This is a genomic window from Lysinibacillus sp. NPDC097162, assembly GCF_044762185.1.
Classification (GTDB): domain Bacteria; phylum Bacillota; class Bacilli; order Bacillales_A; family Planococcaceae; genus Lysinibacillus.
In genome coordinates, this window is the sequence record NZ_JBIWDT010000001.1 from 2,115,221 (window position 1) to 2,141,267 (window position 26,047).

General features: G+C 37.5%; 21 protein-coding genes. 7 read left to right on the forward strand and 14 right to left on the reverse strand.

Annotation, left to right across the window (positions count from 1 at the left end; all coding sequences use genetic code 11):
* Positions 1–62: 62 nt before the first annotated feature.
* From ACIQXW_RS10815 to ACIQXW_RS10835, 5 genes are all read right to left on the reverse strand, one after another.
* A complete protein-coding gene (locus tag ACIQXW_RS10815) occupies positions 63–1,364 on the reverse strand; it encodes an alpha/beta hydrolase (RefSeq protein ID WP_402761920.1) in 1,302 nt (433 codons plus the stop codon).
* Between the two features lie 174 nt (positions 1,365–1,538).
* Positions 1,539–1,973: a DUF3021 family protein gene (locus ACIQXW_RS10820; protein ID WP_340823683.1), complete on the reverse strand. Its 435-nt coding sequence runs from the start codon at positions 1,971–1,973 to the stop codon at positions 1,539–1,541.
* Positions 1,974–1,985: 12 nt separating this feature from the next.
* Positions 1,986–2,423 (reverse strand): LytTR family DNA-binding domain-containing protein, encoded by a 438-nt coding sequence (locus ACIQXW_RS10825; protein ID WP_340823681.1) that lies wholly within the window; start codon positions 2,421–2,423, stop codon positions 1,986–1,988.
* A gap of 242 nt (positions 2,424–2,665) precedes the next feature.
* Positions 2,666–3,559, reverse strand: coding sequence for a deoxyribonuclease IV (locus tag ACIQXW_RS10830; RefSeq protein WP_402761924.1), 894 nt, complete (start codon positions 3,557–3,559; stop codon positions 2,666–2,668).
* A gap of 12 nt (positions 3,560–3,571) precedes the next feature.
* Positions 3,572–4,873, reverse strand: coding sequence for a DEAD/DEAH box helicase (locus ACIQXW_RS10835; protein WP_402761927.1), 1,302 nt, complete (start codon positions 4,871–4,873; stop codon positions 3,572–3,574).
* Between the two features lie 259 nt (positions 4,874–5,132).
* Here ACIQXW_RS10835 and ACIQXW_RS10840 point away from each other — a divergent pair, with 259 nt between their 5' ends.
* Positions 5,133–5,306, forward strand: coding sequence for a hypothetical protein (locus tag ACIQXW_RS10840; protein WP_402761930.1), 174 nt, complete (start codon positions 5,133–5,135; stop codon positions 5,304–5,306).
* Positions 5,307–5,458: 152 nt separating this feature from the next.
* Here the strand turns inward: ACIQXW_RS10840 and kdpC are convergent, their stop codons facing one another.
* From kdpC to kdpA, 3 genes are read right to left on the reverse strand one after another with little or no spacing between them, the layout of a single operon-like run.
* Complete coding sequence (kdpC, locus tag ACIQXW_RS10845; protein WP_340823677.1) at positions 5,459–6,100, reverse strand: K(+)-transporting ATPase subunit C; 642 nt, start codon at positions 6,098–6,100, stop codon at positions 5,459–5,461.
* A 12-nt stretch (positions 6,101–6,112) separates the two neighbouring features.
* Entirely contained in the window at positions 6,113–8,176 is a 2,064-nt protein-coding gene (kdpB, locus tag ACIQXW_RS10850) for a potassium-transporting ATPase subunit KdpB (RefSeq protein WP_402761934.1), read from the reverse strand.
* Positions 8,177–8,191: 15 nt separating this feature from the next.
* Positions 8,192–9,886, reverse strand: coding sequence for a potassium-transporting ATPase subunit KdpA (kdpA, locus tag ACIQXW_RS10855; protein ID WP_340823674.1), 1,695 nt, complete (start codon positions 9,884–9,886; stop codon positions 8,192–8,194).
* A gap of 365 nt (positions 9,887–10,251) precedes the next feature.
* Between kdpA and ACIQXW_RS10860 the strand changes: the two genes are divergently transcribed.
* The 4 genes from ACIQXW_RS10860 to ACIQXW_RS10875 all read left to right on the forward strand — a co-directional run bounded on the left by ACIQXW_RS10860 (position 10,252) and on the right by ACIQXW_RS10875 (position 15,672).
* Positions 10,252–12,963 (forward strand): ATP-binding protein, encoded by a 2,712-nt coding sequence (locus tag ACIQXW_RS10860; protein ID WP_402761937.1) that lies wholly within the window; start codon positions 10,252–10,254, stop codon positions 12,961–12,963.
* A complete protein-coding gene (locus ACIQXW_RS10865) occupies positions 12,956–13,660 on the forward strand; it encodes a response regulator transcription factor (protein WP_402761940.1) in 705 nt (234 codons plus the stop codon). The genes ACIQXW_RS10860 and ACIQXW_RS10865 overlap by 8 nt, the downstream gene beginning before the upstream one ends.
* Positions 13,661–14,079: 419 nt before the next feature.
* Entirely contained in the window at positions 14,080–14,634 is a 555-nt protein-coding gene (gene vrrA, locus ACIQXW_RS10870; RefSeq protein WP_340823669.1) for a VrrA/YqfQ family protein, read from the forward strand.
* 69 nt (positions 14,635–14,703) lie between these two features.
* On the forward strand, positions 14,704–15,672 hold the full coding sequence (locus ACIQXW_RS10875; RefSeq protein WP_340823667.1) for a 4-hydroxy-3-methylbut-2-enyl diphosphate reductase: 969 nt from the start codon (positions 14,704–14,706) through the stop codon (positions 15,670–15,672).
* A 216-nt stretch (positions 15,673–15,888) separates the two neighbouring features.
* On the opposite strand, the gene ACIQXW_RS10880 is transcribed toward ACIQXW_RS10875, so the two are convergent.
* Both ACIQXW_RS10880 and ACIQXW_RS10885 read right to left on the reverse strand, forming a co-directional pair.
* On the reverse strand, positions 15,889–16,593 hold the full coding sequence (locus ACIQXW_RS10880; RefSeq protein WP_402761944.1) for a response regulator: 705 nt from the start codon (positions 16,591–16,593) through the stop codon (positions 15,889–15,891).
* A gap of 126 nt (positions 16,594–16,719) precedes the next feature.
* The gene (locus ACIQXW_RS10885) at positions 16,720–18,300 is read right to left on the reverse strand and encodes an ATP-binding protein (RefSeq protein WP_402762506.1); all 1,581 of its coding nucleotides are present in this window, start codon (positions 18,298–18,300) and stop codon (positions 16,720–16,722) included.
* A gap of 112 nt (positions 18,301–18,412) precedes the next feature.
* On the opposite strand from ACIQXW_RS10885, the gene ACIQXW_RS10890 reads away from it, so the two are divergent.
* Both ACIQXW_RS10890 and ACIQXW_RS10895 read left to right on the forward strand, forming a co-directional pair.
* Positions 18,413–19,459: a TRAP transporter substrate-binding protein gene (locus ACIQXW_RS10890; RefSeq protein WP_402761947.1), complete on the forward strand. Its 1,047-nt coding sequence runs from the start codon at positions 18,413–18,415 to the stop codon at positions 19,457–19,459.
* A 259-nt stretch (positions 19,460–19,718) separates the two neighbouring features.
* Positions 19,719–20,981: a dicarboxylate/amino acid:cation symporter gene (locus ACIQXW_RS10895; RefSeq protein ID WP_401017772.1), complete on the forward strand. Its 1,263-nt coding sequence runs from the start codon at positions 19,719–19,721 to the stop codon at positions 20,979–20,981.
* A 192-nt stretch (positions 20,982–21,173) separates the two neighbouring features.
* On the opposite strand, the gene ACIQXW_RS10900 is transcribed toward ACIQXW_RS10895, so the two are convergent.
* From ACIQXW_RS10900 to ACIQXW_RS10915, 4 genes are all read right to left on the reverse strand, one after another.
* On the reverse strand, positions 21,174–22,628 hold the full coding sequence (locus tag ACIQXW_RS10900) for a four-carbon acid sugar kinase family protein (RefSeq protein ID WP_402761951.1): 1,455 nt from the start codon (positions 22,626–22,628) through the stop codon (positions 21,174–21,176).
* Complete coding sequence (gene garR, locus ACIQXW_RS10905; protein WP_402761954.1) at positions 22,629–23,528, reverse strand: 2-hydroxy-3-oxopropionate reductase; 900 nt, start codon at positions 23,526–23,528, stop codon at positions 22,629–22,631.
* A 109-nt stretch (positions 23,529–23,637) separates the two neighbouring features.
* Positions 23,638–24,999, reverse strand: coding sequence for a GntP family permease (locus ACIQXW_RS10910; RefSeq protein WP_402761957.1), 1,362 nt, complete (start codon positions 24,997–24,999; stop codon positions 23,638–23,640).
* A 65-nt stretch (positions 25,000–25,064) separates the two neighbouring features.
* Positions 25,065–25,913, reverse strand: coding sequence for a MurR/RpiR family transcriptional regulator (locus tag ACIQXW_RS10915; RefSeq protein ID WP_340823659.1), 849 nt, complete (start codon positions 25,911–25,913; stop codon positions 25,065–25,067).
* Positions 25,914–26,047: the final 134 nt, after the last annotated feature.

Sequence of the window (26,047 nt, forward strand, 5' to 3'; positions counted from 1 at the left end):
TTTCACATGTAGACGTTTAATGACCGAAATAGTTCCGCCTACTGCATGCTACCGATAAAATATTAATAAGTGTCTTCATGAGTAAAGTGGCCAATGCCTTTTAATTCAAAGTCAAAAAAGTTAAGGATGAGTTCATTTTCAGTTTCAATTGCGTAATATTTATCAATGTCCGCTTTTCCGCCTTGCAACATATTTGCAAGTATAGGAGAGAAAAGTGGTAAATCAGTTAAGCTTAAATGTTTTGCTCCTTGAAAATGAACTGTATATGCATCTTTAAAATGGATATTGGCAGGTTTGTTCGCTATATAAATCGAGTTGCTGTCGAGTTGCTTCCAAACATCGTCCGAATAAATATTAAGTAGTGGTGTTGTATAGTCTTCCCCTCTTGCCACAAAATCATCAATCTCTTTCTTATAAACTAGCTCACTGAAGAATGGGGCATCGATATTGACAACTGCCTGAACATCTTTACGTTCTCCGCCAAGCCAAACACTTGCAGCACCCCCCATTGAATGTCCGAACACACCTATTTTCTCTATATCGATAGCTTGATACAGGGGATCATTGTCACCTTTAGTTTTTGAACTTATTGTATCAATGACAAAATTCATATCGTCTGTTCGAAGCTTCATCCATTTTTGAATAAGTCCATAAACTTCTTCCTTCGTGTATATGCCTTCTTTATTTGAATTACTTACTTCCCTGTTAAAACCTTTATCAATAAGTACCTTTGTTCCATCATCTGAAACAGTATAAAAAGAATGGTACGGATGGTCGATTGAAGCGACTACATATCCATGACTTGCAAGTTCAGTATAGGTAGACGTATTGCTTGATCTTATACCGTTTGCACCATGTGAGAATACAAGGAGAGGATATGATTTATCGGCATTTTTTGGAAACCAAAACTCCACATTAACAAATCGGTTGTCCCCCTTATCAGTAAATTCCTCAATCCGATTTTGGTCTTTATATGTGTAAGTAGCTGTTGCGACTTGATATGTGCCAGTCACTTTTGGTGATTTATATTGAGGAAAAACAATTGCAGGTGCACTTGCTATGCACAGTACCAATATCGTTACAATAGTTTTCCATATTATAGATGAAGTTTTGTATTGCCTATTTCTCTTGTTATACAAAAGAGAACCCATTCCCATTACTGCGAAAATGAAAAGTACAATTGTAAGCATCGCCCAGCTGAAATTCCAATCAATTACCGATGAAAGGAGAAGCATTACAAAAGTAATGAACACAGCAACCCTTACCCAATTCTTCATTTTTTTATGGTTTTGCTTTGTCACCATACAGTAAATAGCAAACGCAATCTCGAAAATCAACATGATTAATAATAATAAAGTCCCCATAGTCGTTACCCCTTCTTCCGATTAATTTTTTATGAACTCATCATAAGAAATCGATGAAGGGAAGTATATAGAAAAACAGTAAGTTGTATCTACAAGCAAATAAGATGTAAAAAAGCAGTAAGCTATATGCTTACCGCTAACTATTTTTTGTAGAAAAACTGCTAATTTATTATTTTATTGGGTAATGTCTTTTTTAAACGTCTTTAGTTTTTCGTTGATTTTTTGGGCTTCTTTTTTATCATTATTCCATGACAGTAGACGAACTAAAATATAGATGAATGCAATTTGTAGTGCCAAAATAATGACCTCTGTTGCATTGTTTACAATATCCAAGCCACAAGCGAGGGCAATTAATAATAGTTCCAGTGTAAAAAAATGAAGAACAATCCTTATACGCATTTTCGTCTCGCTTATATCATGAGCTAGATACAACATTAATCCTAATAATGCACTTAAAAATGAAAATGCCATAATAATATAGATTGATATTAAATCAAACGCTAATTCAGGATAAAAGATTTGCCGTAAAATAGTAATAATAATGATGATGGATGCGAAGATGATTAAGAAATCTTTAACGATCTTTTGCACAATTTCGAAAAACTTCATATTAACCTCCTATTACAATCCTAGCATTTTTTTAAGGACAGGCACATACTGCCTTGATACAACAAGACGTTCCCCATTATCAAGTACCGCTACGAATCGGCCACTTATAGACGGGTGAATAGATGCAATTTTAGCTATGTTTACTATTGTTGATTTGGATGCCCGAAAACAATGAACTTCTTTGCATACCTCTTCTAATTCATATAGCTTATGTTTTACCTCAAAAACGTTATCCTTGCAGTAACTAAAAACCTTTCCATCAACTGCTTCGAAATAATAGATGTCCCTAACATTAATTCGATGAACGCCATCATTTTGATATCCGAGTATAAGAGGGGTTTCAGTTTTCAGCTTATTAACAATTTCAAGTATTTCTTCATCTACTTCATGGCACCTAATAAGTATTTCTTCTATCAGTTCTTTGCTTATTTCTTCTATTGAAATTTTCATAAGATCATCCTCTAAAAGTGCTGTGTCTTTCAGATTGTCTCATTTTAACATATCAATTTACAATACAATATTAACGAATACCTTCCTACATTTAACAATTCAAAGAATATGTCTCGTTTTTGCAAGATATTTTTCGGATGAATTTGGACTCTTAGAAAGTGGAAAGTGCTTATTTCCATGTTTCATTACTAAAAAAATACCGTAGACACACACAAATTTCTTTGCGTTTGTCTACGGTTTGATTATCCTCGTAGGGCATCAATCAGCTCAGGCTTATATTCGCCGCTACGTAACATTTCAATTTCATATTTATAAGGTGCTGTTTTTGATTTAGCATCACTGTTTAATGCAACAAATGGTGTTTCTAATATTTTTGGCACGTCCATCAATTGAGGATGGTGGACTACGTATTTTAAAGCATCAAATCCGATATGCCCAAAGCCAATATTTTCATGACGGTCTTTCCCTGCGCCACGAACATTTTTAGAATCATTTATATGAAGGACCTTAATACGATCTACACCAATAATCTTATCAAACTCGTTTAACACACCATCAAAATCTTCGACAATATTGTAGCCAGCATCATGCGTATGGCATGTATCAAAGCATACAGAAAGTCGTTCATTATGTGTAACACCATCAATAATTTTGGCAAGTTCATCGAAAGAACGCCCACACTCTGTTCCCTTACCTGCCATTGTTTCTAATGCAATTTGTACGGGAAAGTCTTGTGAAAGCACTTCATTTAAACCTTCAATAATTTTGGCAATACCTGCATCTGCTCCTGCGCCCACATGTGCACCAGGATGTAAAACAATTTGTGTTGCTTCCAATGCAGCAGTGCGCTCAATTTCTGATTGTAGAAAATCTACACCAAGAAGGAAGGTTTCAGGTTTTTCAGTGTTTGCAATATTTATAATATATGGGGCGTGCACAACAATATTGGTCATGCCATGCTCTTTCATGTGTAATAGACCATTCATAATATTAAGATCTGCAATTGGTTTTCGACGCGTGTTTTGTGGAGCACCCGTGTAAATCATAAAGGTGTTAGCACCATAAGAAAGAGCTTCTTTACTAGAGCCGAGCAGCATTTCTTTACCGCTCATTGAAACGTGTGAGCCAAGTAACATATATATGCCTCCTTATTTTTTGCCGCGTGCTTTTATGCGACGTTCGCGTTTTTTAATCTTTTCCATTTCCCATTTCATATTACGTTTGTAGCCTGGTTTTACTTTTTTCGGTTTGCGCACTAAAGATTTTGCTTTTACATCAATTTCATTTTCGTGCTTCACTCGGTTTTTACGCGCATGACGTTCTTTTAGTTCAGACCATTCACCATCTTTGACATCCTTTTGTTCAAACGGAATACCCATTTTCTCAATGCGTGCTAATGCGTCCTCGTCTGAAGGCTCAAATAATGTAATCGCCGTTCCTTTATTACCTGCACGTGCTGTTCGTCCAACACGGTGAATAAAGAATTCTAGATCTTCTGGAATTTCATAGTTAATGACATGTGAAATCCCTTGAATATCGATACCACGCGCAGCAAGATCTGTTGCCACGATATATTGAAACTCTAAATCGCGAACTTGCTTCATCATTTTTTTACGATCACGAGGGGTTAAATCACCATGAATTTGACCACAGCGAATTCCTTGCTCGTTTAAATAGCCAGCAACATGCTCTGCATTTTTACGTGTATTAGTAAAAATGACCGCTAAAAACGGGTTAATGCCTTCAATGACATCTAGTAAACGTTTGTTGCGTGATTTCGAACGAACAGGCACAAGCACAAAGTCAATACCTTCTGCTACTGGACGTTTATCGTTCATATGAATGTGTACAGGTGCTTCCATGTATTTTTTTAGGAATGGCTGTAGACGTTCTGGAATTGTTGCAGAGAACACGAACATTTCAAGTTTTTCTGGCATTTGAGAAGCAAAGCCATCAATTTCTTCGATAAAGCCCATATCGAACGCTAGGTCCGCTTCATCCACAACTAAAATTGGTGCCGTATGCACAAATAACGCTTGAGCTGAAACAAGATCACGAATACGTCCTGGTGTACCAACAACGATTTGTGGTTGCGTTTTTAACTTATCAATGGAGCGTTGTTTGTCCGTACCCCCAATAAATAATTTCGCTTGAATCTCTGTTCCTTCTATTAATTGATTTAACGCATCAAAAATTTGTTGAGCAAGCTCTCGTGTTGGCGAAGTAATAACAGCTTGTACTTCTTGCTTGTCAACATGAATGCGTTGCACGATTGGAATAAGGAAACTATGCGTTTTCCCTGTCCCTGTATGTGCTTGACCAATCGCACTTTTCCCTTTAAGTATTAGCGGAATAATTTCCTTTTGTATTGGTGTTGGTTCTGTGAAGCCAAGCTTTGCAATTGCGTCCTGCAAAAATGGCTGAAAATTATAATCAGTATATTTTGACATAATTCGTTCCTCCTTACATCTTTCCCATTGTACCATGATTCGGCCTTTTAGGTATGTTTCCGTACTATTAACATAAGCATTTACAATATTCTCTTGTTTTTTTCATCGATGCAACGCTAACCCTTAACAAACTTACTTTAATTGCGACTATTATGCAATGAAAAATGTAAAGTGTGAATAATGCAAAAAAATCCAATGAACTTTTCGTATTTTTATCCAACTAATAATTTGAATAGTTTCCACATGCTGAGGTTGATAGATGATGAAAGCAGCAAGATGGTATAAAGCGAGAGATATCCGTGTAGAAAATATTGAAGAGCCTGCCATTGTAGAAGTAAAAATGAAAGTACATTGGACAGGAATTTGTGGGGTGATTTACATGGGTATGCAGCTCGGCCAATCTTTATTGCAGTCGAACAGTCCCTTTATTTAAGTAAAAAAGCGTTAATGCAAGAGAAAAATCATATTCATATTCTTGTTAACTCACAATGATAGAGCTTCATTTCATATCTTTAAAAGCAGATAGAGAAAATTATGCTACACCCTTTTCTCTATCTGCCCGTATAAATAAATGCTTTGTATCGCCTATTCGTATTGCTTCATCTTTTTGAAAATATCTAAATTCGCCATTAAAAAGTTTACTTTCTCTTCTCCAAATACACCGAGCGTGCGTCCTTCTGTATTAATCTCCACAATTTCTTCAATTTCCTTCACTGACAGCCCGCTTGCATTTGCAATTCGGTTAATTTGAATTTGTGCTGCTTGCACACTAATATGTGGATCTAAACCTGACCCTGATGCTGTCATTAAATCAGCAGGAATCTCTTGTCGTTTGACTGTTGGATTCGCCTCTAAAAATGACTGAATGTCTTCATCTATTCGTTTTATTAATTCTGGATTGGACGGTGCATAGTTAAAGGTTCCTGAGCTAACTCCTCCATAAACAGTTGCGCCATGTTCATCTGGTACAATATCTTCCTTTGCATATACATTATAATTAATAGAAGAAACACGTCCCCCAAAAAATGCTGGTGATGTAAAGGCTTGCCCTAGCAGTTCTGAACCAACAGCTTTGCCATCAACTTCAACAATGCTACCATTTGCCTGCTCATTAAATAGCCCTTGTGCAATGCCAGTCACAGTAAAAGGATAAATCAAACCACATAATACAAACATTGTTAATGATACAAATAATGCTTGCTTTGCGCTGTCCCAAAATCTATTCATGTCATTTTCCTCCTATAGCCCAAGCATGGTTAACAGTGGTCCTACTAGTAAATCAATCACCTTTATCCCGATAAAGGGGGCAAAGATGCCACCGAGTCCATAAATGAACAAGTTTTTCTGTAATAATTTCGCAGCGCTCATCGGCTTATACTTTACACCCTTTATCGCTATAGGAATTAATAAAGGAATAATGACCGCGTTAAAAATTAAAGCAGAAATGATGGCACTTGTTGGTGAATAGAGTTGCATAATATTAAGTGAGCTCATTTCTGGTACTGCCACCATCAGCATAGCAGGGATAATCGCAAAGTATTTCGCAACATCATTTGCAATACTAAATGTAGTAAGTGCGCCACGCGTCATCAATAATTGTTTCCCAATCTCTACAACTTCGATTATTTTAGTTGGATTTGAATCTAAATCTACCATGTTTGCAGCCTCTTTTGCTGCATTCGTCCCTGAATTCATGGCAAGACCAACATTTGCCTGCGCCAAAGCAGGTGCATCATTCGTTCCGTCCCCTGTCATCGCAACAACTTTCCCAAGTGCCTGTTCATCTTTTATGACCTTTATTTTGTCCTCAGGCTTACTTTCAGCAATAAAGCTATCCACTCCTGATTCTTTAGCTATAGCCGCTGCTGTTAGTGGATTATCCCCTGTACACATAATTGTTTTAATGCCCATTGCCCGCAACTGTTCAAATCGTTCTTTTAAACCCGATTTTACTACATCTTTAAGATGGATTACGCCTAAAATATTATTATTCATCGACACAACAAGTGGTGTCCCCCCAACAGATGATACTTGATGGACTAACTGCTCCAAATTTCGAGGGATAGGATGCCCTGCAGCGATGCTTTCTTGTTTAATCGTATCGTAAGCCCCTTTACGAATTTTTGTGCCATCCTTCAAATTTAAGCCACTCATCCGTGTTTGTGCAGAAAATGCCATATGCTCACTTGTTTTAATGATTTGTTTTTCATCTGTCGTATTCACACCTAAATTGCATGCCAACGATAATATAGATTTCCCTTCAGGTGTGTCATCGGTTAAGGAACTAAGCCATGCAGCTTGCATCAATGTTAGCTGTGCTACTCCCTTTACAGGTAGAAACTCAGATGCCATGCGATTGCCATAAGTGATTGTTCCTGTTTTATCTAATATTAGTGTGTCTACGTCACCGCACGCTTCTACAGCTCTTCCCGACATCGCAATAACATTAAACTGTGTCACACGGTCCATTCCAGCAATACCAATGGCGGAAAGTAAGCCACCGATTGTAGTTGGAATTAAACAAACCGTTAGTGCAATTAATGTTGCAATAGAGATGTGAACATTTAAATAAGTCGTCATAGGATATAATGTCACGACAACTAATAAGAAAATTATCGTTAAACTTACTAACAATGTATTTAACGCAATTTCATTGGGTGTTTTTTTTCGACTAGCCCCTTCTATAAGCGTAATCATTTTATCTAAAAATGACTCTCCTGGCAGTGAAGTAATTTCAATTATGAGCCAATCACTTGTGACAGTCGTTCCACCTGTAACAGATGAAAAGTCACCACTTCGTTCTTTTACGACAGGTGCTGACTCACCCGTAATAGCCGATTCATCGACTGTTGCAATCCCTTTAATTACCTCGCCGTCGTTTGGAATGACCTCCCCTGCTTGAACTAATACAATATCTCCCTTTTTCAGCTCATGTGCCTGTTTCATTATTTCCGAACCATCCGCTAAAAGAACTCGTGCCTGTGTAATTGTTTTTGTATTTTTTAACGTTTGAACTTGAGCCTTACCTCGCCCTTCTGCTATAGACTCTGCAAAATTAGCAAATAATATCGTCACAAAAAGAATAATAGCTACAATAACATTATAGAGTTGATCATGCTCGCCTCCCCCACTCCCAAGTAAATTGGGGAAAAACGATAACAATAGCACAAAGATAAATCCGACCTCTACAACGAACATTACGGGATTTTTGATCATATAAAATGGATTAAATTTTTTCAACGCGCCAATCATGGATTGCTTCATCATATCGCTCGAAATAAAGCTTTTTCTTACAGTTTCCATTTATTTCTCTCCTCATCAGGAATGTATTTGTAAATGCTCTGTAATTGGACCAAGTGCCAATGATGGTAAGAATGTCAATGCACCAATCATTAGTACAATTCCTACAAGCAAAAATGTAAACATCGATGTATCTGTTTTCAATGTTCCAATTGAATCGCTATGCAACATTTTTTTAGCAAGTAACGAAGCAATTGCCAATTGAATTATGATGGTTAAATAGCGTCCGAAAAACATCGCTAGCCCTGTCGATACATTCCAAAATGTCGAGTTATCGGCTAATCCTTCAAAGCCAGAGCCATTGTTGGCAGATGCTGAAGCAAATTCATATAACACCTGCGATAAACCATGCGCCCCTGGATTTGTTATGCCCGCTACTCCTGCTGTCGTAGCAACAGCAAGCCCAGAAAATAGCAGGATGATGGCAGGATGAATTAAAATACAAAGCGCTATAAGCTTCATTTCCTTTTCCTCAATTTTCTTTCCTAAAAATTGTGGGGTGCGGCCTATCATTAAACACGCAATAAAAATTGTCAGTAGCACATACATCATCATGTTCATTAGTCCAACGCCTTTACCACCGAATACAACGTTTACCATCATGTTAAACATCGGCACAAGACCACCAAGCGGTGTTAAAGTATCATGCATATTATTGACAGAGCCAGTTGTAAAAGCAGTTGTGACAGCAGTGAAAAGAGCCGATTGTGCTATACCAAAACGCATTTCTTTTCCTTCCATACTGCCAAGTTCCTGTGTAATACCTAGCTCACTAATAAGTGGATTTCCAGCACGCTCAGCTATGTATACTGTTACTAGTCCAATTAGAAACAGCATACTCATGGCACCAAAGATTGCTAGCCCTTGCTTACCAACTATCGTCTTCTTTTTTCTATAAGCAACCATCAAGCCAAATGCTATAACACAAGCCCCAGGTAGCAACATCATAGATAGCATTTCTACGATGTTGGATATAACTGAAGGGTTTTCAAAAGGAGTCGTCGAATTGGCTCCATTAAAGCCTCCTCCATTTGTACCAACATGTTTAATCGATTCAAGCGATGCAACAGGTCCAAGTGCGATATCTTGCATCTTTCCTTCGATTGTTTGGACGGTTTTATTCGCACTTAATGTTTGAGGCGAACCTTGCGATACTAAAATAATGGCAACTACAATTGAAATTGGCATTAATACACGTGTGATAACACGTACAAAATCTACATAAAAATTGCCCAAAGTATCACTTTTTGCCACTAAACGTCGGCAGAATGCCATACATGCTGCATAGCCTGTCGCTGCTGATGTGAACATCATAAAAATAATGACGAGCATTTGTGACAAATAACTTAAACCCGATTCACCACTATAATGTTGCAGATTTGTGTTTGTCATAAACGAAATAATCGTATTAAAGGATAGCGTTGCCTCCATATTTTCAATTTCATTAGGGTTTAACAACAGATAAGATTGAATGCGCAACAGCATATAGCCAATGAACACCATCAAAGCATTTGACATAATTAACGACAGCACGTATTGTCTTCCGGTCATATCCACTTGCTTTATGCCACATAATTTATAAATGACATCATCTACTTTATCCATCACTGGATCGAGCCATGTTTTTTTATGCATCGTTACATGAAAAAGATAATGACCCGTTAAGATAACAAGCGGTAAATAAATCATACAAACAATGGCTATTTGCCACATACTCTATTCCTCCTGCATCCTATTAATAATTTTCTGGATATAAAAGGGCGTACCCTAAATATCCAAAAAGTAAGATAAGTATAATGCCAATAACGATTCCCATATTCATTCCCCCTACTCTTCGACTAACTTATAGCACCAAATTGTTAATGCATATAGACTGGCGAAACTAATGATTAATAAGCCAATCATATAAAAGTCCATCAATTCACATCACCATTCCCTCCATTTGATGTTTTCATCATACTGACTTTGAAATTAATATAGTGTTAGGAAATCGCTTTTTATATTAAGAAACGATAAAGGGGTTAAATCTTTACACTTTCTTAATGTCAGATGACGCTATAATACAAATGAGGTGAAGGATGATGGAAAATGAGCGCCCCACTCCAGAAGAGTTTTTAGCAAGGATTCATCAGGAGCAAGCAACTGTCGGTAGACTGAAAATTTTTATCGGTTATGCTGCTGGTGTAGGTAAAACGTATGCCATGTTAGATGCAGCCCATCTAGCAAAAAAACTAGGCAAAGATGTAGTAATTGGCTATATAGAGCCACATCCACGTCCAGAAACATTAGCCTTACTTGACGGACTTGAGCAAATACCGACTAGAAATATTCATTATAAAGGGAGAAACTTTCAAGAATTAGATATAGATGCCGTATTGAAACGCAAACCAGAAATTGTGCTAATCGATGAGTTGGCACATACAAATGTTCCACTTATGCGACATACGAAAAGGTTTGGGGATGTAGAAGAATTACTTGCGAAAGGTATCCATGTATATACCACTGTAAATATTCAACATATTGAAAGTCTTCATGATGTGGTAGAAGATATTACGGGGGTACAAGTGCGAGAACGCATTCCAGATTATTTAATTGATCAAGCAGCACTTATTAAAATTGTGGACATTGAACCTGATGAGTTAATTCAACGCTTAAAAGAAGGCAAAATCTATCACAAGCAACAAGCTGAAAAAGCATTAGCATCTTTTTTTCGCAAACAAAATTTAGTTGCACTTCGGGAAATTGCCCTTCGTAGGACTGCAGATACGATTAATTACAAACACGTAAACGATTGCGAATCGATTAGTCAACCGAAACAAATTGAAGAGCATATTTTAGTTGGTATTAGTAGCTCTCCAACAAATGCAAAAGTTATTCGCACTGCCGCAAGACTTGCCCAAGCATTACATGGTAAATTCACTGCGCTTTATGTGCAAAAGGTGCAAGAAAGTAGTTTTAATGAAGCGAATGCTGAACGATTGCAACAACATATTAAATTGACCGAGCAACTTGGAGGTCATGTCGTAATCGTTCAAGAGAGTGATGTCGCAGCTGCCCTAGCAAACTATGCACAATTAAGTGGGGTCACAAAGCTAGTACTTGGCAGAACTGCTTTGAAAAAGAAATGGTGGCTGCCGCATCCGAAAATCAGTGACCGGCTCAATGAATTCGCGCCGAATTTAACTATTCATATTGTTCCAGATCAAGAAAATGAACAATTGTATTTTCCTACTGGCGTTCGAAATCGATTAACGATTGAATGGTTGGATTTATTAAAAATGGCAGTAGTGTTTATCTTGGGTTCTTTTTTAGCTTTATTTTTCTTTACAATAGGAGTCAGCGAATCCAATATTATTACGATTTATATTCTTACTGTGTTAATTCTTGCGATATGGTCGTCCGGATGGCTGATGAACATTGTTAGCTCTGCAGTGGCTGTACTTCTATTCAACTTTTTATTCACTGAGCCACGATTTTCCCTTGAAGCATATCATCGGGACTATCCTATTACTTTTCTGATTATGTTTTTCTCTGGCATCATCACAAGCAGCTTAACAAAAAAGATAAAAGAGCAGGCCATCGTTGCTGTTCGTAAATCTTATCGAATGGAAGTTTTACTAGAAACAAATCGCAAGCTACAACATGCCAAATCTATCGAAGAAATCATTACTGAAGGCATGACACAGATTGTTAAATTAGTAGAAAAACCTGTTCAATTTTTTGAAATAGAACAGAAATCAATTACTAACACTATTTTTTTCCCAACTACAAGTCTATCTAATATGGAGAACACTATAGTAGCATCACTCTTTCAAGATACAAATGAATTAGGTGTAATACATTGGGTTATTAATAATAACCATTTTGCTGGTGTATCAACAGATATATTTCCTGAAGTGAACGGCTATTATTTACCTGTTATTTCAAATGGAAGCGTTAAGGGCATTGTAGGAATTGCTCTTTCTAAGCAAGCACCTCTACCCGCATTTGAACGTGATATTTTACATGCCATTATGAATGATTTTTCATTTGCTCTCGATAAATGGTATTTGCAAAATTTAAATGCGCAAGTTGCAAGAGAAGCGGAACTTGAACAGATGAGAGCTAATCTTTTGCGTGCCATCTCACATGATTTACGAACACCGCTTACAACTATTTCAGGGAATGCAGATATACTGTTAACAAATAAAGCTCATATTCCCGAAATCGAAAAAACACGATTATACGAAGATATATATAAGAACTCAAAATGGCTTGTTCAGATGGTTGAAAACTTACTGGCAGTTTCGATGTTAGAAGATGGGCAATTTGCATTAGAGATGCAGTTAGAGCTAGTCGAGGATATTATTCAAGAGGCGTTACAACATGTTACTCCACGTGACAATACACATAATATTTCTTATCATGTAGAGCCTGATTTAGTCATGGCATTGATGGACGCACGCCTGATGATTCAAGTAATTATAAATATTATAGATAATGCACTAACTTATACACCTGTAGGTAGTGACATCTCTTTCATAGCAAAAGATAGAGGCCAATTTGTGGACATTAGTATTACTGATAATGGACCAGGTATTGACGATTCGTTAAAAGAAAAACTGTTTGAGCCGTTTATAACGGGCAAAGTACAGCGTAGTGATAGTCGAAGGGGCTTAGGCTTAGGGTTAGCATTATGTCAAACAATTTTAAAATTACATGATAGTGAATTAGAAGTTGCAGATAACTACCCGACTGGAACCATCTTTCGTTTTACTTTAAAAAAAGGAGTTGTCAGTATAAATGAATAAACGGATTTTAGTCGTAGAAGATGATGTAGCAATCGGCAATTTAATTAGAATGACCTTAACTACTCAGCACTATGAATTCGATATTGCACAGGATGGTTCTAGTGCCTTGCAAAAAGCTATTTCGTTGAAGCCTCATGTCATTATCCTCGATTTAGGCTTACCAGATATGGACGGGATAGATTTTATCAATAAAATACGCGGTTGGACCCAAACACCCATTATTGTTGTTAGTGCACGTGGTGAAGAATTCGATAAAATTAACGCCTTAGATGCTGGAGCTGACGATTATGTCACAAAACCTTTTAGCGTGGAGGAGCTCCTTGCTCGTATCCGTGTTGCATTACGAAGAACTAGTAGCGAACATCAGCTTGAAGCTGAGTCCGCAGTGTTTATTAATGGTCAGTTAGAGATTCATTATTTGGCAAACACCGTGTTTGTTAACGGTGTAGAAGTGCACTTGACTCCTATCGAGTATAAACTTTTAGTCGTGCTATCTAAGCACGTTGGTAAAGTACTTACACATAATTTTTTATTGAAAGAGATTTGGCAAAATGCACTTCAGTCAGATGTACCAAGTCTTCGTGTATTTATGGCGACTCTTCGAAAGAAAATAGAGGAAAATCCATCACAACCAAAGTATATTCAGACTCACGTTCGTGTTGGATATAGAATGTTACGAGTTCATGATGATGAATAATGAAAGTACAAAAGACACTGTCGAATATGCCATTAAACTATAACAACTCCATTTCTACACGGTAAAAATCTGTGCGCAGGGCTCCTATTCTATGGAGACATGCCTTTACTCAATTGTAGAAGACAATTCGACTATTCAATAACAGAAAACATTTCATCTACCGATGCAGAATAATTCTTTTACCCCAATAAGCTCAAATACACAAAATATTATACAATGTTTTGTGTATTTTTTTAGAATTTTCTTTACCCCATAATCCATTCTATCGTGACTTACATAACCTAATATGAAAGAGCATATAGGAGCTCTTTCTATTGTTCATTTATTAGCATTTGTCGAACGCTAACATCAGCGTCTGCATATCATATCTATAATCAGGTATGTCATCAATGAAAAGCATACAATGAAAGGAGATCATTATGGTATTTAGACCACCTTATCAATACCCGATGTATCCGGGTGGCATGCAAATGCCTGCGCAGATGCCAGCGCAAATGCCTGCGCAAATGCGGATGCCAACACCTCCTCAGATGTCACCGCAGTCCTTTTATCCGCCTGGAGGTTTTCCTCAACCACGAATTCCAGGTGGCTTTCCAATGTCCGGTGGAATGAGGGGGGCATTCGGAGGGCAAATGCCGACGCCACCCGTACAGGAACCTTCCAAAATCGGTTCATTTTTACAGCAAGCAAATAGTTTATTTAACTCTGCCAAAACGTATACCCCTTATATACAACAAGCAATGCCGATGGTGAAAAACATCCCTTCACTTTTAAAACTGTATAAAGGTTTTCAGGGACTCCCAGCAGCTGGTGCGGCAGCAGGGGTTGCAGCAGCTGCTGCAACTGATGCAGTGGCAGCTAGTAAAGTAGCAGGCTCCTCTAAAGGTAAACGTTCAACGCAAAAAAATGCGGCGCCTACCCCACGAGAACCAATTCCATCCAAACCGCGTATTTTCCAGCCACCTATGGAGTGAAGGTTTCTTTGTATTCGCCGTGCCTGTCCGTTATAATGTAGGTAGGTAAGCTTGAAAGGAGTCACAACCATGCAAGTATTAAAAATTAATCCACGTGGCTATTGCTACGGTGTTGTTGATGCGATGGTCATTGCACGTAACGCCGCACTCGATAAAACATTACCAAGACCTATCTACATTTTAGGGATGATTGTGCACAATAAACATGTTACAGATGCCTTTGAAGAAGATGGTATCATTACACTAGACGGCGATAATCGCTTAGAAATTATTGAACAGGTTGAAACGGGCACTGTTATTTTCACAGCGCATGGTGTTTCACCTGAAATTCGTGAAATTGCGAAACGCAAAGGCCTAGTATCCATTGATGCTACATGTCCTGACGTAACAGTAACACACGATTTAATTCGTGAAAAATCAGCTGAAGGCTACGATATTATTTATATTGGTAAGAAAGGTCATCCAGAGCCAGAAGGTGCAATCGGTGTTGCTCCAGACCATGTTCATTTAGTACAATCTTCAACGGATATTGATGCATTAAACTTAACAAATGATAAATTGCTAGTAACGAACCAGACGACTATGAGTCAATGGGATGTTGCTCATTTAATGGATAGTTTAAAAGAGAAATTCCCACATATTGAAGTGCATAAAGAAATTTGTTTAGCAACGCAAGTTCGTCAAGAAGCCGTTGCGAAGCAAGCAGGGGAAGCAGATTTATTAATTGTTGTTGGCGATCCAAAATCCAATAACTCGAACCGTCTAACACAAGTATCAGTAGAAATTGCAGGTACACCTTCTTATCGTATAGCAGATGTTTCTGAGCTTAAAATTGATTGGTTAAAAGGAATTAATACGGTTGCAGTCACTGCAGGTGCATCAACACCAACACCTATTGTGAAAGAGGTTATTAACTTCCTTGAGCAATTTGATGAAAGTGACGAAACGACGCATAGTATCCAACGCACAGTTACACTTGATAAAATTTTACCAAAAATAAAAACGCCTAAGCCTGTCGATAAAATTTTGCCTTATTAATTTAACCGACTTAAGGCAATGTGAAAGTACTCGATTGTTCATCAGACAATCGAGTCAGTATACGACAAAATGCATCAAGATGTTTAGCTTGATGCATTTTGTCATTTATATATGTTTACTGTCGGAACCGTAAGACATGGGCATTCTGCGTGGTTAGCGAGGATTGCAGCTTATTCCACTCGTAACGGACATTACCTATAGCATTTACCTATATTTTCATTCTTTACTAAAATAATAATTAATAGGACGACCAATACCACCGTAACGAACATCCATCGTTATTTCCTTTTGCTTTTCTAGAAAATCTAAGTATCGTCTTGCTGTCACACGTGCAATGCCTACTCCACTTGCAACATCTTCTGCTGATGCACCATCTACCGTTTGCAAATAATGCACTACTTTCTCTAGTGTCGCTCGATTAAAACCCTTTGGCAAACTTTTCTCAGTTTTCTCCTCAATTGCTCCTACTGCCTTACCTTCTCCACTATGATAATGGAATAACTGATCAAGCTCTCCTTGCGTTAGCTCCCGTTCTGTTTGCATTTGTTGCTTGAATCGAATGTAGTTTTCTAACGTTCCTTGTACTCGCTCAAACGAAAATGGCTTCATTATATAATCAAAGACACCAAGATGCAAAACTTGTTTTACCGTTTCCATATCATTGGCTGCTGTTACAGTAATAACATCGACAGGAATTTTGAGTTCACGGATTTTTCGCAAGGTAGTTATACCATCTTGCTCGGGCATGAAAATATCCATAAACACTAAATCAGGTCGTAGCGTACGGATTTTGTCTATTCCCTCTACGCCGTTCGATGCTTGCCCTATTACATTAAATCCTGCAACTTTTTCAATAAATTGACGGTTTACCTCCCGCACCATTGGATCATCCTCTATTAATAACACGTTTATTTGCGTCACTGTCTAGCCCTCCATACAATCGATTACAACTCTCCTCTAAAATGTGAATGTAACATACTTGTTTCTAATGAGATACGAAGTGGATGTTTTTGTACTATGTCCATTATAGAGTGAAAAATCCGAACACTAAGGATGATAAAATGTTAATAAAAAGCTTGTCCCTTTACTAGGTTCACTCATTACCTCAATTTCACCTTGACCCTTTTGTACGATTTCTTTTATTAAATACAGGCCGATACCTCGACCCTTTTTTTCTTTTGTTGAATAGCCATTATCAAAAATTTGTGCCTTTACCGCTTCCGTCATGCCGACTCCGTTATCTGTTACTAAAATAGCAAGTACATCATCATCTTCATCTACAGAAATATGAACAGTCTTTTCTTCAACTGGACTATCTTTTAATGCATCAAATGCATTTTCGATTAAATTCCCAAATAAGATGACAAAATCATGATGATCTAAATTTTTCGGGAATGTTGTGAGACGACTAGCTCGGTCTATTTCTAATGTAATCCCATGCTCTTTCGCATGCGCAATTTTACTAAGTAATAACCCCGAAATATTTTCATTTTTAATGCGCTCATTTAAAAAATTAGTGATTTCATCATGTTCTTCCTTAACTTGTGTTAAATAGGATAGTGCTTGATCATGATGTCCAAGCTGTAAAAGACCAGCGATCGTATGCAATTTATTTTTATGTTCATGTGTTTGTACACGTAATGCCTGGACAAACGCCTTCACACCGGTTAATTCCTCGGCTAATTTCTTCACCTCTGTGCGATCCTTAAACATCGCTACAGCACCAACCGTTTTACCATTGACCTGTATAGGGATACGATTACTCATAATGCTATGATCATTTATATAAAGTTCACGATTATAGATAGGACGATCTAACGCTAATATTTCTGGTAAACGGGTATCTGGTAACACCTCGAAAATTTTCTTGCCAATTAACGAAGATGGCCGTTCTGCTACACCTAAAATATCACATGCTTTTTCATTAAAAATTGTAATCGTCAATTCAGTATCTATTGCGATAATCCCTTCATGCATAGCGTTAAAAGTTTCAGTGCGTTCCACATACATTTTAGCAATTTCAAGTGGCTCCAATCCAAACATTTGCTTTTTCATATGACGTCCTAATGTGTTTGCACCCCATGCACTAAATAATAGTGATAAAGCTACTGTAATCATTAGCTCTTTTTGGATAGATAATAGAAGCTCGCTAACGGTTAATACACTATAACCTACGATTACAACGCCAATTTGACGTCCATTGTCAGTCATAATTGGTACGAAGGCGCGTACCATATCTCCACGTTCACCATGTGCAATGGATGTATAATAATGCTCAGAAAATGCAGCGTTTAAATCACCTGACTGTGAGATGGTGCCGATTTCCTCCGTATTTGGATGGGAATACTTTCGTCGCTGCATATCGAGTACAACTATATACTGCGCCCCATTTATATCACGTATTTCTTCAACAACAGGATTAATATGTTTAGTCGCTTCTGTGAAATCACGATTGGCAATAGCCGTTTTCATTTCTGGTAACTGCGAGACAGTTTTTGCAACTAGTAATGCCTGTTCTGCCAGCTTTTCTTTTTGTTCATTCATGACAAACCCAAGCAAAAACGTTCCACCTATACTAAAAGACAACAAAAGTATAAAAAAAGTAAGAGACATGATTTTGCCCTTCATCGATAACTTTTGAAATTTCAAGATCATTGCCTCCCTCTTACTATATTTTAGCTTACTCCTTATGTTAGAATAACAAAAACATGTGAAAATACGAATCAATTGGGTGTAGAATATGAAAAAATTTATTATTGGGACGATTACAACCGTTTTGATCTTAACCATTGTATTTAGTATACAGCAAGGAATATTATTTTCGAAAACGCTCCCCTATGATGATGAACAAAAGGGCCTTGATACACAAATTACAATACATTTAAGTCATGTTGTCGCTGAAAATACGCCAAAAGGTCAAGCTGCAACGAAATTTGCTGAACTTGTAGAGGAAAAAACAAACGGAAAGGTAAAAGTCCATGTTTATCCAAATGCCTCGTTATTTAACGATGAAAATGAATTCAAAGCTTTACAAGATGGAAAAGTCGAAATCATCATTCCTACTTTTTCTAAAATGACTTCCTATGTACCAGATTGGCAAGTGCTTGACCTGCCGTATCTTTTTCATACAGATGATGAAGTTCATGAGGTACTAACAGGACCAATCGGTGAACAATTATTGGATGAGTTAAAGCCTTTTAATGTACGGGGTCTCGGCTTTTGGCACAATGGCTTTAAACAGTTAACAGCGGAGCATCCAATTCATACGTTTGAAGATTTACAAGGTTTACGTATACGCACAATGCCAAGTAAAACGCTTGAAAAGCAATTTAACTTAGTCGGGGCTACGCCTGTACCGATTTCCTTTAGCGAAGTTTTTACTGACTTAGAAACACATGCTATCGATGCACAAGAAAATACGGCCTCTAATATTTTTTCGAAGGGCTTTTACAAAGTACAAAAAAATATGACGTTAACAAACCATGGGATTTTAGGCTATTCAGTTTTGATGAATGAAAATTTTTGGGAAAAGTTACCACCAAAAGTCCAAAAGCAGCTAATAGATGCCATGAAAGAAACAACTGAATGGCAATTTAAGCAGGCTGTGTTAATGAACGACAATGATTTACAAAAACTACAACAAGAAGCCGATTTTGAAATTTATACGATGAGCGATGAGGAGCGTCAACGCTTTCAAGAAAAACTTGCCCCTGTCTATGATTTCTATCGTGCCAATGTAAAACAGCATAATGTATTACCTGAAATCCAAAAGATTGTTTCTCCTTAGAACTTTTGGTCATTAAAAATACATCCTCACTTTATGTGGGGATTTTTTCTTTTGTATTATAATAGTTTAGAGAAATTGCATTCTACTATAAAACAGCCTCAAACCATTGATATTACTAGCTTTCTATCTAATCAAATGAAAAATGAACAAAATGAACAATAGAAACTTTACGGCCATAAATCCTATTGTCGGAAAATTTCCGCTATGATAACCACATGAAAGCGTTCACAAAGTTCACATTTTTTTAGGGGGAAGTATTATGCGGATAAATTTTAAAAACTTAACGGTACAAGTGCTGATTGCCATTATACTTGGTATTATTGTTGGTGCTGCATTTCCAGAGTTCGGTGCTAGCTTAAAAATATTAGCTGATATTTTTATTAAATTAATTAAAATGTTAATTGCACCTATTATTTTCTTAACTGTTGTTATCGGGATTGGTAGCATGGGTGATGTAAAAAAGGTCGGTAAAATTGGTGGTAAGGCATTAATTTATTTTGAAATTGTCTCGACTTTCGCACTTGCGATTGGCTTACTTGTTGTAAATATCATTCAACCTGGTAAAGGATTTAATACAGATGCAGCAAACGCTGCGGATGTTTCACAATATACTGAGCAAGCTGCTGCTGCTGAGCATGGTTTTGGGGCATTTATAATGCAAATTATCCCAGATAATGTTGTCGGTGCACTTGCGAATGGTGAGTTATTACCTGTTTTATTTTCAGCTGTATTATTCGGGTTAGCAGCAGCGGCTATTGGAGAACCGGCTAAACCTGTTATCAAATTTTTCGAGCAAGTAGCAGATATTTTCTTTAAAATTGTTAATATGGTGATGAAAATTTCCCCAATTGGTGCATTTGGTGCTATGAGTTACACAATCGGGAACTTCGGTATAAAATCACTTGGGAACTTAGGTTTCTTAATGTTATCTGTCTATATTACAATGTTCATATTTATCGTTGTCGTTATTGGTTTAATTACACGATTCTTTGGCTTTAGTATTTTTAAATTCATTAAATATATTAAAGATGAAATTTTTATCGTTATCGGTACATCATCTTCTGAATCTGCACTTCCTTCGATGATGCGCAAATTAGAAAATTACGGCTGTTCGAAACAAGTTGTAGGTCTTGTAATTCCAACAGGTTATTCCTTTAACCTGGACGGCACTTCCATTTATCTATCAATGGCGGCTATCTTTATCGCACAAGCTTATGGGGTTGATTTAGATATTTGGCATCAGCTTACTTTACTTGCTATTTTGATGTTAACGTCTAAAGGAGCTGCTGGTGTAACAGGCTCAGGCTTTATTACGCTTGCTGCAACACTCGCTGCATTCCCTATGATTCCTGTAGAAGGGATTGCACTGTTAATTGGTGTCGATCGATTTATGTCTGAGGCACGCGCTGTTACTAATTTAATTGGTAACGGTGTAGCGACAGTAGTTGTATCTAAGATGGAAAATGAATTCGATACAGAGCAAGAAAAACGTGCATTATCCGGGAAAATCATTTCAAACTAATAATAATGAAACCTCCAGTCTACTCGATTAGTAAGTAGATTGGAGGTTTTTTACATACCTAAAAGCATTTAATAGACTTCAATTTCTAATGCTACGTATTTAAAAATTGAGCGTTCGAACATCGGAAATATGCTCAACGCAGCCGCTCTATTATCGACTTGCAGTTTCCAACATGCAACTTCGTCCACGATACTAAAAATCCTTCATCGCATTCACTGGTTTCCCCTCTAATACTTCAATAATTTCTTTGAGCGTGTCGGTTGTGCCGACATTGCCAGGGAAGATAATGAAAGAAGAACGAGGGAACTTGCTTTCTTCTCCTGTTTTCCATACTGGAACACCCGGTTTAATTTGCCCTACTACTTCAGCGCGCTTGACTGATAGTCCCACTGTTCCAACACTGGATGAAGTAATTCCACCTTTTGCAACTATGTACTTCGGTCGTACCTTTAAGTCAGTGACAATGCTTGTCACTGCTTGTGATATTTTAACAGATAGTTGAAGTTCACTTTCGCCTTGATTCACTCCTAAGTCCAATCTCTCCCGACGAGTGTAATAAACTACGGATTTTCCTGAAGTAATCAGCTCTTCGCAAGTAATACGGACACGATTGATTTCCTGTTGGAATTTCTCATCATCGTGCACAAGATGAACATTAAACTCTACTCCTGTTACTAGACCACTATTAAGAAGGGCACACAATTGATCTGTTGTCTTTTGAACGTGCGAGCCAACTACGATAAGTCCTCCATTTGAAGTCTCTTCCGTAATAAGCTCTACTCTTGATAAAAATGGCTTATCAGAAATGCCTCCAAGTACTTTCGTTAAGGAAGCGGCACTTCGGAAAATAAACGTTTTTCCCGCTTTCATAACTTGGAGCAAGGCAATTACAAACACTTCAACATCGCTGTAAACAGCTGCATTCACAACGACTTTCTTGAAGTTTTCAGCTTCCATTAATTGCGCTTTGATTGCTTCAATATTTTGTGAACGTAAATCTTCAATGCTGATATAAATAGTATCTTCTTTTGGATAAACACCCTTTGTTTTTTCTTCAATCCATTCGCCTAGATGTGAAGAATTAAAGCCGAAAGTACGGTCTTTAGCAAACTCTGTTTCACTAGCTGGAACAAGTTCTTCTCCATACTGAACATAATGGATATTGTCGATTGTTAAACGGCCGCCTTCTTTAAAAAATGGAATAAGTATTTCCCCATCAAACTTAGTATTAGAAATTTCTTCAATTGTGTTTTTCATTGTTTCGGTTTCTAGCGGGTAATGACCACGCAATGTAGAATCCCCGCGGCTAACCAGTAGATAAGGAATTCCTTCTTGTAAGGAAACCTCATGCACTCGGCGAGCTATATCCTGATGAACAACCGCTGTTTCCTCAGCGGTAAAACTGCGAGAATTTGTTAGCAGAAAAAAAATTTGATTTTGCTCACGGAATCCTTGCTTAATGCTTTCTTCAGTCCAATCCGTATAAACAGAAACACCGTGAACGGTTTGTACACCTGTTGGGTCATCATCAAGAATCACGATTTTATGGTTAAACCCTTTTCGCGCATCCTCCAATTTCATCTGAATCTGCTCGCAACTTGGTTCAATTAGGCCTGATAATAGTTCCGATGCTTTTCTCGCTACCATTTATCGCACCTCTCTTGAAACTTCAACATTTGCTAATTTCTCATAGTGTTGGACAATGCTTGCGTGATCTAGGGTTTCCATTCCATTAGCTTTTAAAGAATAGAAAATTTCTAAGAGCTGAGCTGATAACGGAAGTGGAACAGCTAGCTCGTGAGCAGTATGCATCACATTATTTATATCTTTAAGATTAATGTCGACACGGCCACCTGCTTTAAAATTCCGGTCAAGAATCATTGGGATTTTTGCATCCATTACGGTACTTCCTGCAAGACCACCGCGAATTGCCTGATACATTTTCTCCACATTAATACCTGCTTTTGTCGCAAACACAAGTGCTTCAGATATTGCCGCAATATTTAAGTTTACGATAATTTGATTTGCAAGCTTTGCAGTAGATCCGCTGCCTGAGTCACCGACAAGTACAATGTTATTGCCCATATCGCCAAGAATGCCTTTTACACTTTCAAACACTTCTTCTTTTCCACCAACCATGATTGTCAGTGAACCATCAATTGCTTTCGGCTCACCACCACTGACTGGTGCATCAAGAAAATGTACCCCTTGTTTTGCAGAAAGCTCGTACATTTCTTTTGATTCAACTGGTGTGACAGAGCTCATGTCGATAATGACCATACCCTTACGAGCACCTTCCATAACCCCATGTTCACCAAAGATAGCTTGCTGGACATGTCTCCCTTTCGGCAACATTGTAATTACGACATCACTTGTTAATGCTACCCCCTTTCCAGAGGTAGCTTTCTTTGCACCTTCTTTTGCAAGCATCTCAACCGCTAGTGTATTTAGGTCGAATACAGTAACCTCGTTACCCTTTTTCAAAAGGTTGCGTACCATTGGCGCCCCCATAATGCCAAGTCCAATAAATCCAAGTTTCTTCTTCAATTTAACTTCAGCTCCAATCTAGTTGTTCATTAACTGATATAAAGTACCCTATTCATACTTAATCAACTATATAGCGGTGGACTAGCCATCCGCCTATTAAACAAGTAAATTACAAACCTGGTAAAATTCCTTGGAACATGCTTAGAACGTAAACGGAAATTAATACGGTCACCCCTGATAAGAAGCCCCCTATTGACCAAACTTTAATTGTTTCTGTCATCGATAAACGTCCAAATTTACTTACTACCCAGAAACCAGAATCATTAGGTAGTGATAAGCCGATTCCACCAGCGCAAATAGCAAGACCTAGCACGACTGGTGATACGCCAAGTTCTGCAGCTAACGGTCCCATAATTGCAGATGTTGTAACAAGAGCAACTGTTGCAGATCCGAGCGAAGCGCGTAGAATTTGCGCAAATAAAAAAGCAAGTAGTAAAGCAGGAATGTTCAGCCCTTGCATCATGCTAATAATTAAATCCCCTATGCCGGTTTCTTGAACAACTTTACCAAAGGCACCCCCTGCACCAGTAATTAGGATGACCGCTCCACTTTGATCTAACGCCTTGGCAAAAACGGTTTTAATATCTTCCTTGATGTATGGCTTTAAGGCAAACATTGCGACAAGCACACTGATTAACAACGCAACATTTTTATCTCCAATAACGGAAAAAAGTGTCGGAACGAATTGTTCTGTGTTGTCTCTGAAAAGTAAATTTATTAACGTATTCGATAAAATCAAGATAATTGGTAAAGCGAGCATCCCAAAAGAAAGAGCAGTTGAAATTTCTTTTCTTCCAGAAAGAGTGCTGTCTGCTTCTGCTATGTCAGATTCATCAAGATGTCCCTCATTTGTAATTCGCTTTCCAATATACTTTCCATAGATTACACCGCCAACTAGTACTCCAGGAATTGAAACTAGCAATCCATAAATAAAGAACATACCTATATCTGATCCTGTTTGGTCGGCAACAACTAAAGGTCCTGGCGTCGGGATAATTACACTATGAGCTGTGATTAACCCAATCGAAAGAATCGCAACAAAAGTAGTAAGTGAGATTTTTGTTTTAAAAGAAAGATTTTGAATTAATTTATGTAAAATAATAAACGCTGCGTCAAAGAATACAGGAATTGAAACAGTAATCGATGTCATTGCAATTGCGTATGGAGATTTTTTGACCCCAAAAACGCGTAGCATTCCAGTAGCAATTTTATTAATGGCACCAGATGATGCTAAAAATTGACCAAATATAATTCCAAGTCCAATCAAAATACCGACGCCAGCTAGTGTGTTGCCAAATCCTGTGGCAATTATGCCAGGGACTTCTTTCGCCGGAATGCTTGATAATAAGCCAAGTCCAATGGCAACTACTAAAAGAGAGACGAAAGCATCCCACTTGAATCTCATAATAAGGACAAATAAAACAATTAGAGCAAGAACAAACCCGATAATGAGTGTATTACCTGTTAACATTGTAATGTATCCTCCTTAAATATAATTATCTCTAAGGTGACAACGCATACACTTTTATTAAAAGATTATTTTTTCATTCTAGTAACGGCTAACCGTGAAATATTTATAGATTTTTTAACATGGCTACCCCCTATTGCAACAACCCTAGTAAATAATGTGTCAATTAAAGCAAGTTGTACAAGGCGGCTAACCATCGCATCCGACCGCTTTTCAGTCTCTTGCGCCTGTGTAAGGAGTAGTGTATCAGCCATTTTGGCAAGCGTTGTATTTGAATTCGATGTAATAACAATGACAAATGCTCCACTTTTTTGGCTCATTTGAACGACTTCTATAATATTGACCGTTTCTCCAGAATGAGAAATTACAATGACAACATCTTCATTGTTCATATGATTGGCATATATCGCTTGATAATGCGGATCCTGAACAGCGATAGTTGTACCGCCCATTCTCATAAATTTATGAGCGCCATCTTCTGCAATCGTACCCGAGAGACCTTGTCCGAAGAAAAAAAGCCTTTCTGCTTTTGCTATAATTTGAACAGCTTCTTCCATCTGAGTAATATTTAATTTCTCTTTAGTCATCGACATCGCTATAGAAAGTTGATCTGCTATTTTATCAAATACAACATTCGCAAGATCCTCATCCTTAATCTCATTTTGGTCCGACGTTGATGAGTAGCTGTTATTCACTTGCTCTTGAGCAAGTGCCACTTTTAACTCTTGGTAACTAGCATATCCAAGCTTTCTGTATAAACGAACAACACTCGGTTCACTTACATTGCTTAATGTTGAGAGTTCGTTCATTGATAACAAAAAAGGTTGTTTATGCATTTTCAGCTGCTCGACAACTTTTCTCTCAGAAATTGTTAGCGAATTCACCTTACTATTTATTCGTTCTTCGAAACTTAACAAGAAATCACCTCCTAATTTCAATGTAATTTTACTACAATGACAATTCCCTCACAAGTTTATTTTTCGAAAAAGACATAATATTGTTACTTATTCACTTTTTTTCTCATAACATTGATACAGTTTTGTAGTGAAAT

Bases quoted from the DNA above. Each gene is read 5' to 3' on its own strand.
- ACIQXW_RS10820 (WP_340823683.1), bottom strand. From the start codon at position 1,973: ATGAAGTTTTTCGAAATTGTGCAAAAGATCGTTAAAGATTTCTTAATC.
- ACIQXW_RS10910 (WP_402761957.1), bottom strand. From the start codon at position 24,999: ATGTTAACAGGTAATACACTCATTATCGGGTTTGTTCTTGCTCTAATT.
- ACIQXW_RS10860 (WP_402761937.1), top strand. From the start codon at position 10,252: ATGATGGAAAATGAGCGCCCCACTCCAGAAGAGTTTTTAGCAAGGATT.
- ACIQXW_RS10895 (WP_401017772.1), top strand. From the start codon at position 19,719: ATGCGGATAAATTTTAAAAACTTAACGGTACAAGTGCTGATTGCCATT.
- ACIQXW_RS10835 (WP_402761927.1), bottom strand. From the start codon at position 4,873: ATGTCAAAATATACTGATTATAATTTTCAGCCATTTTTGCAGGACGCA.
- ACIQXW_RS10890 (WP_402761947.1), top strand. From the start codon at position 18,413: ATGAAAAAATTTATTATTGGGACGATTACAACCGTTTTGATCTTAACC.
- kdpC (WP_340823677.1), bottom strand. From the start codon at position 6,100: ATGAATAGATTTTGGGACAGCGCAAAGCAAGCATTATTTGTATCATTA.
- ACIQXW_RS10840 (WP_402761930.1), top strand. From the start codon at position 5,133: ATGATGAAAGCAGCAAGATGGTATAAAGCGAGAGATATCCGTGTAGAA.
- ACIQXW_RS10815 (WP_402761920.1), bottom strand. From the start codon at position 1,364: ATGGGGACTTTATTATTATTAATCATGTTGATTTTCGAGATTGCGTTT.
- vrrA (WP_340823669.1), top strand. From the start codon at position 14,080: ATGGTATTTAGACCACCTTATCAATACCCGATGTATCCGGGTGGCATG.
- ACIQXW_RS10885 (WP_402762506.1), bottom strand. From the start codon at position 18,300: ATGAAGGGCAAAATCATGTCTCTTACTTTTTTTATACTTTTGTTGTCT.
- ACIQXW_RS10830 (WP_402761924.1), bottom strand. From the start codon at position 3,559: ATGTTACTTGGCTCACACGTTTCAATGAGCGGTAAAGAAATGCTGCTC.
- ACIQXW_RS10900 (WP_402761951.1), bottom strand. From the start codon at position 22,628: ATGGTAGCGAGAAAAGCATCGGAACTATTATCAGGCCTAATTGAACCA.
- kdpA (WP_340823674.1), bottom strand. From the start codon at position 9,886: ATGTGGCAAATAGCCATTGTTTGTATGATTTATTTACCGCTTGTTATC.
- ACIQXW_RS10875 (WP_340823667.1), top strand. From the start codon at position 14,704: ATGCAAGTATTAAAAATTAATCCACGTGGCTATTGCTACGGTGTTGTT.
- kdpB (WP_402761934.1), bottom strand. From the start codon at position 8,176: ATGGAAACTGTAAGAAAAAGCTTTATTTCGAGCGATATGATGAAGCAA.
- ACIQXW_RS10825 (WP_340823681.1), bottom strand. From the start codon at position 2,423: ATGAAAATTTCAATAGAAGAAATAAGCAAAGAACTGATAGAAGAAATA.
- ACIQXW_RS10865 (WP_402761940.1), top strand. From the start codon at position 12,956: ATGAATAAACGGATTTTAGTCGTAGAAGATGATGTAGCAATCGGCAAT.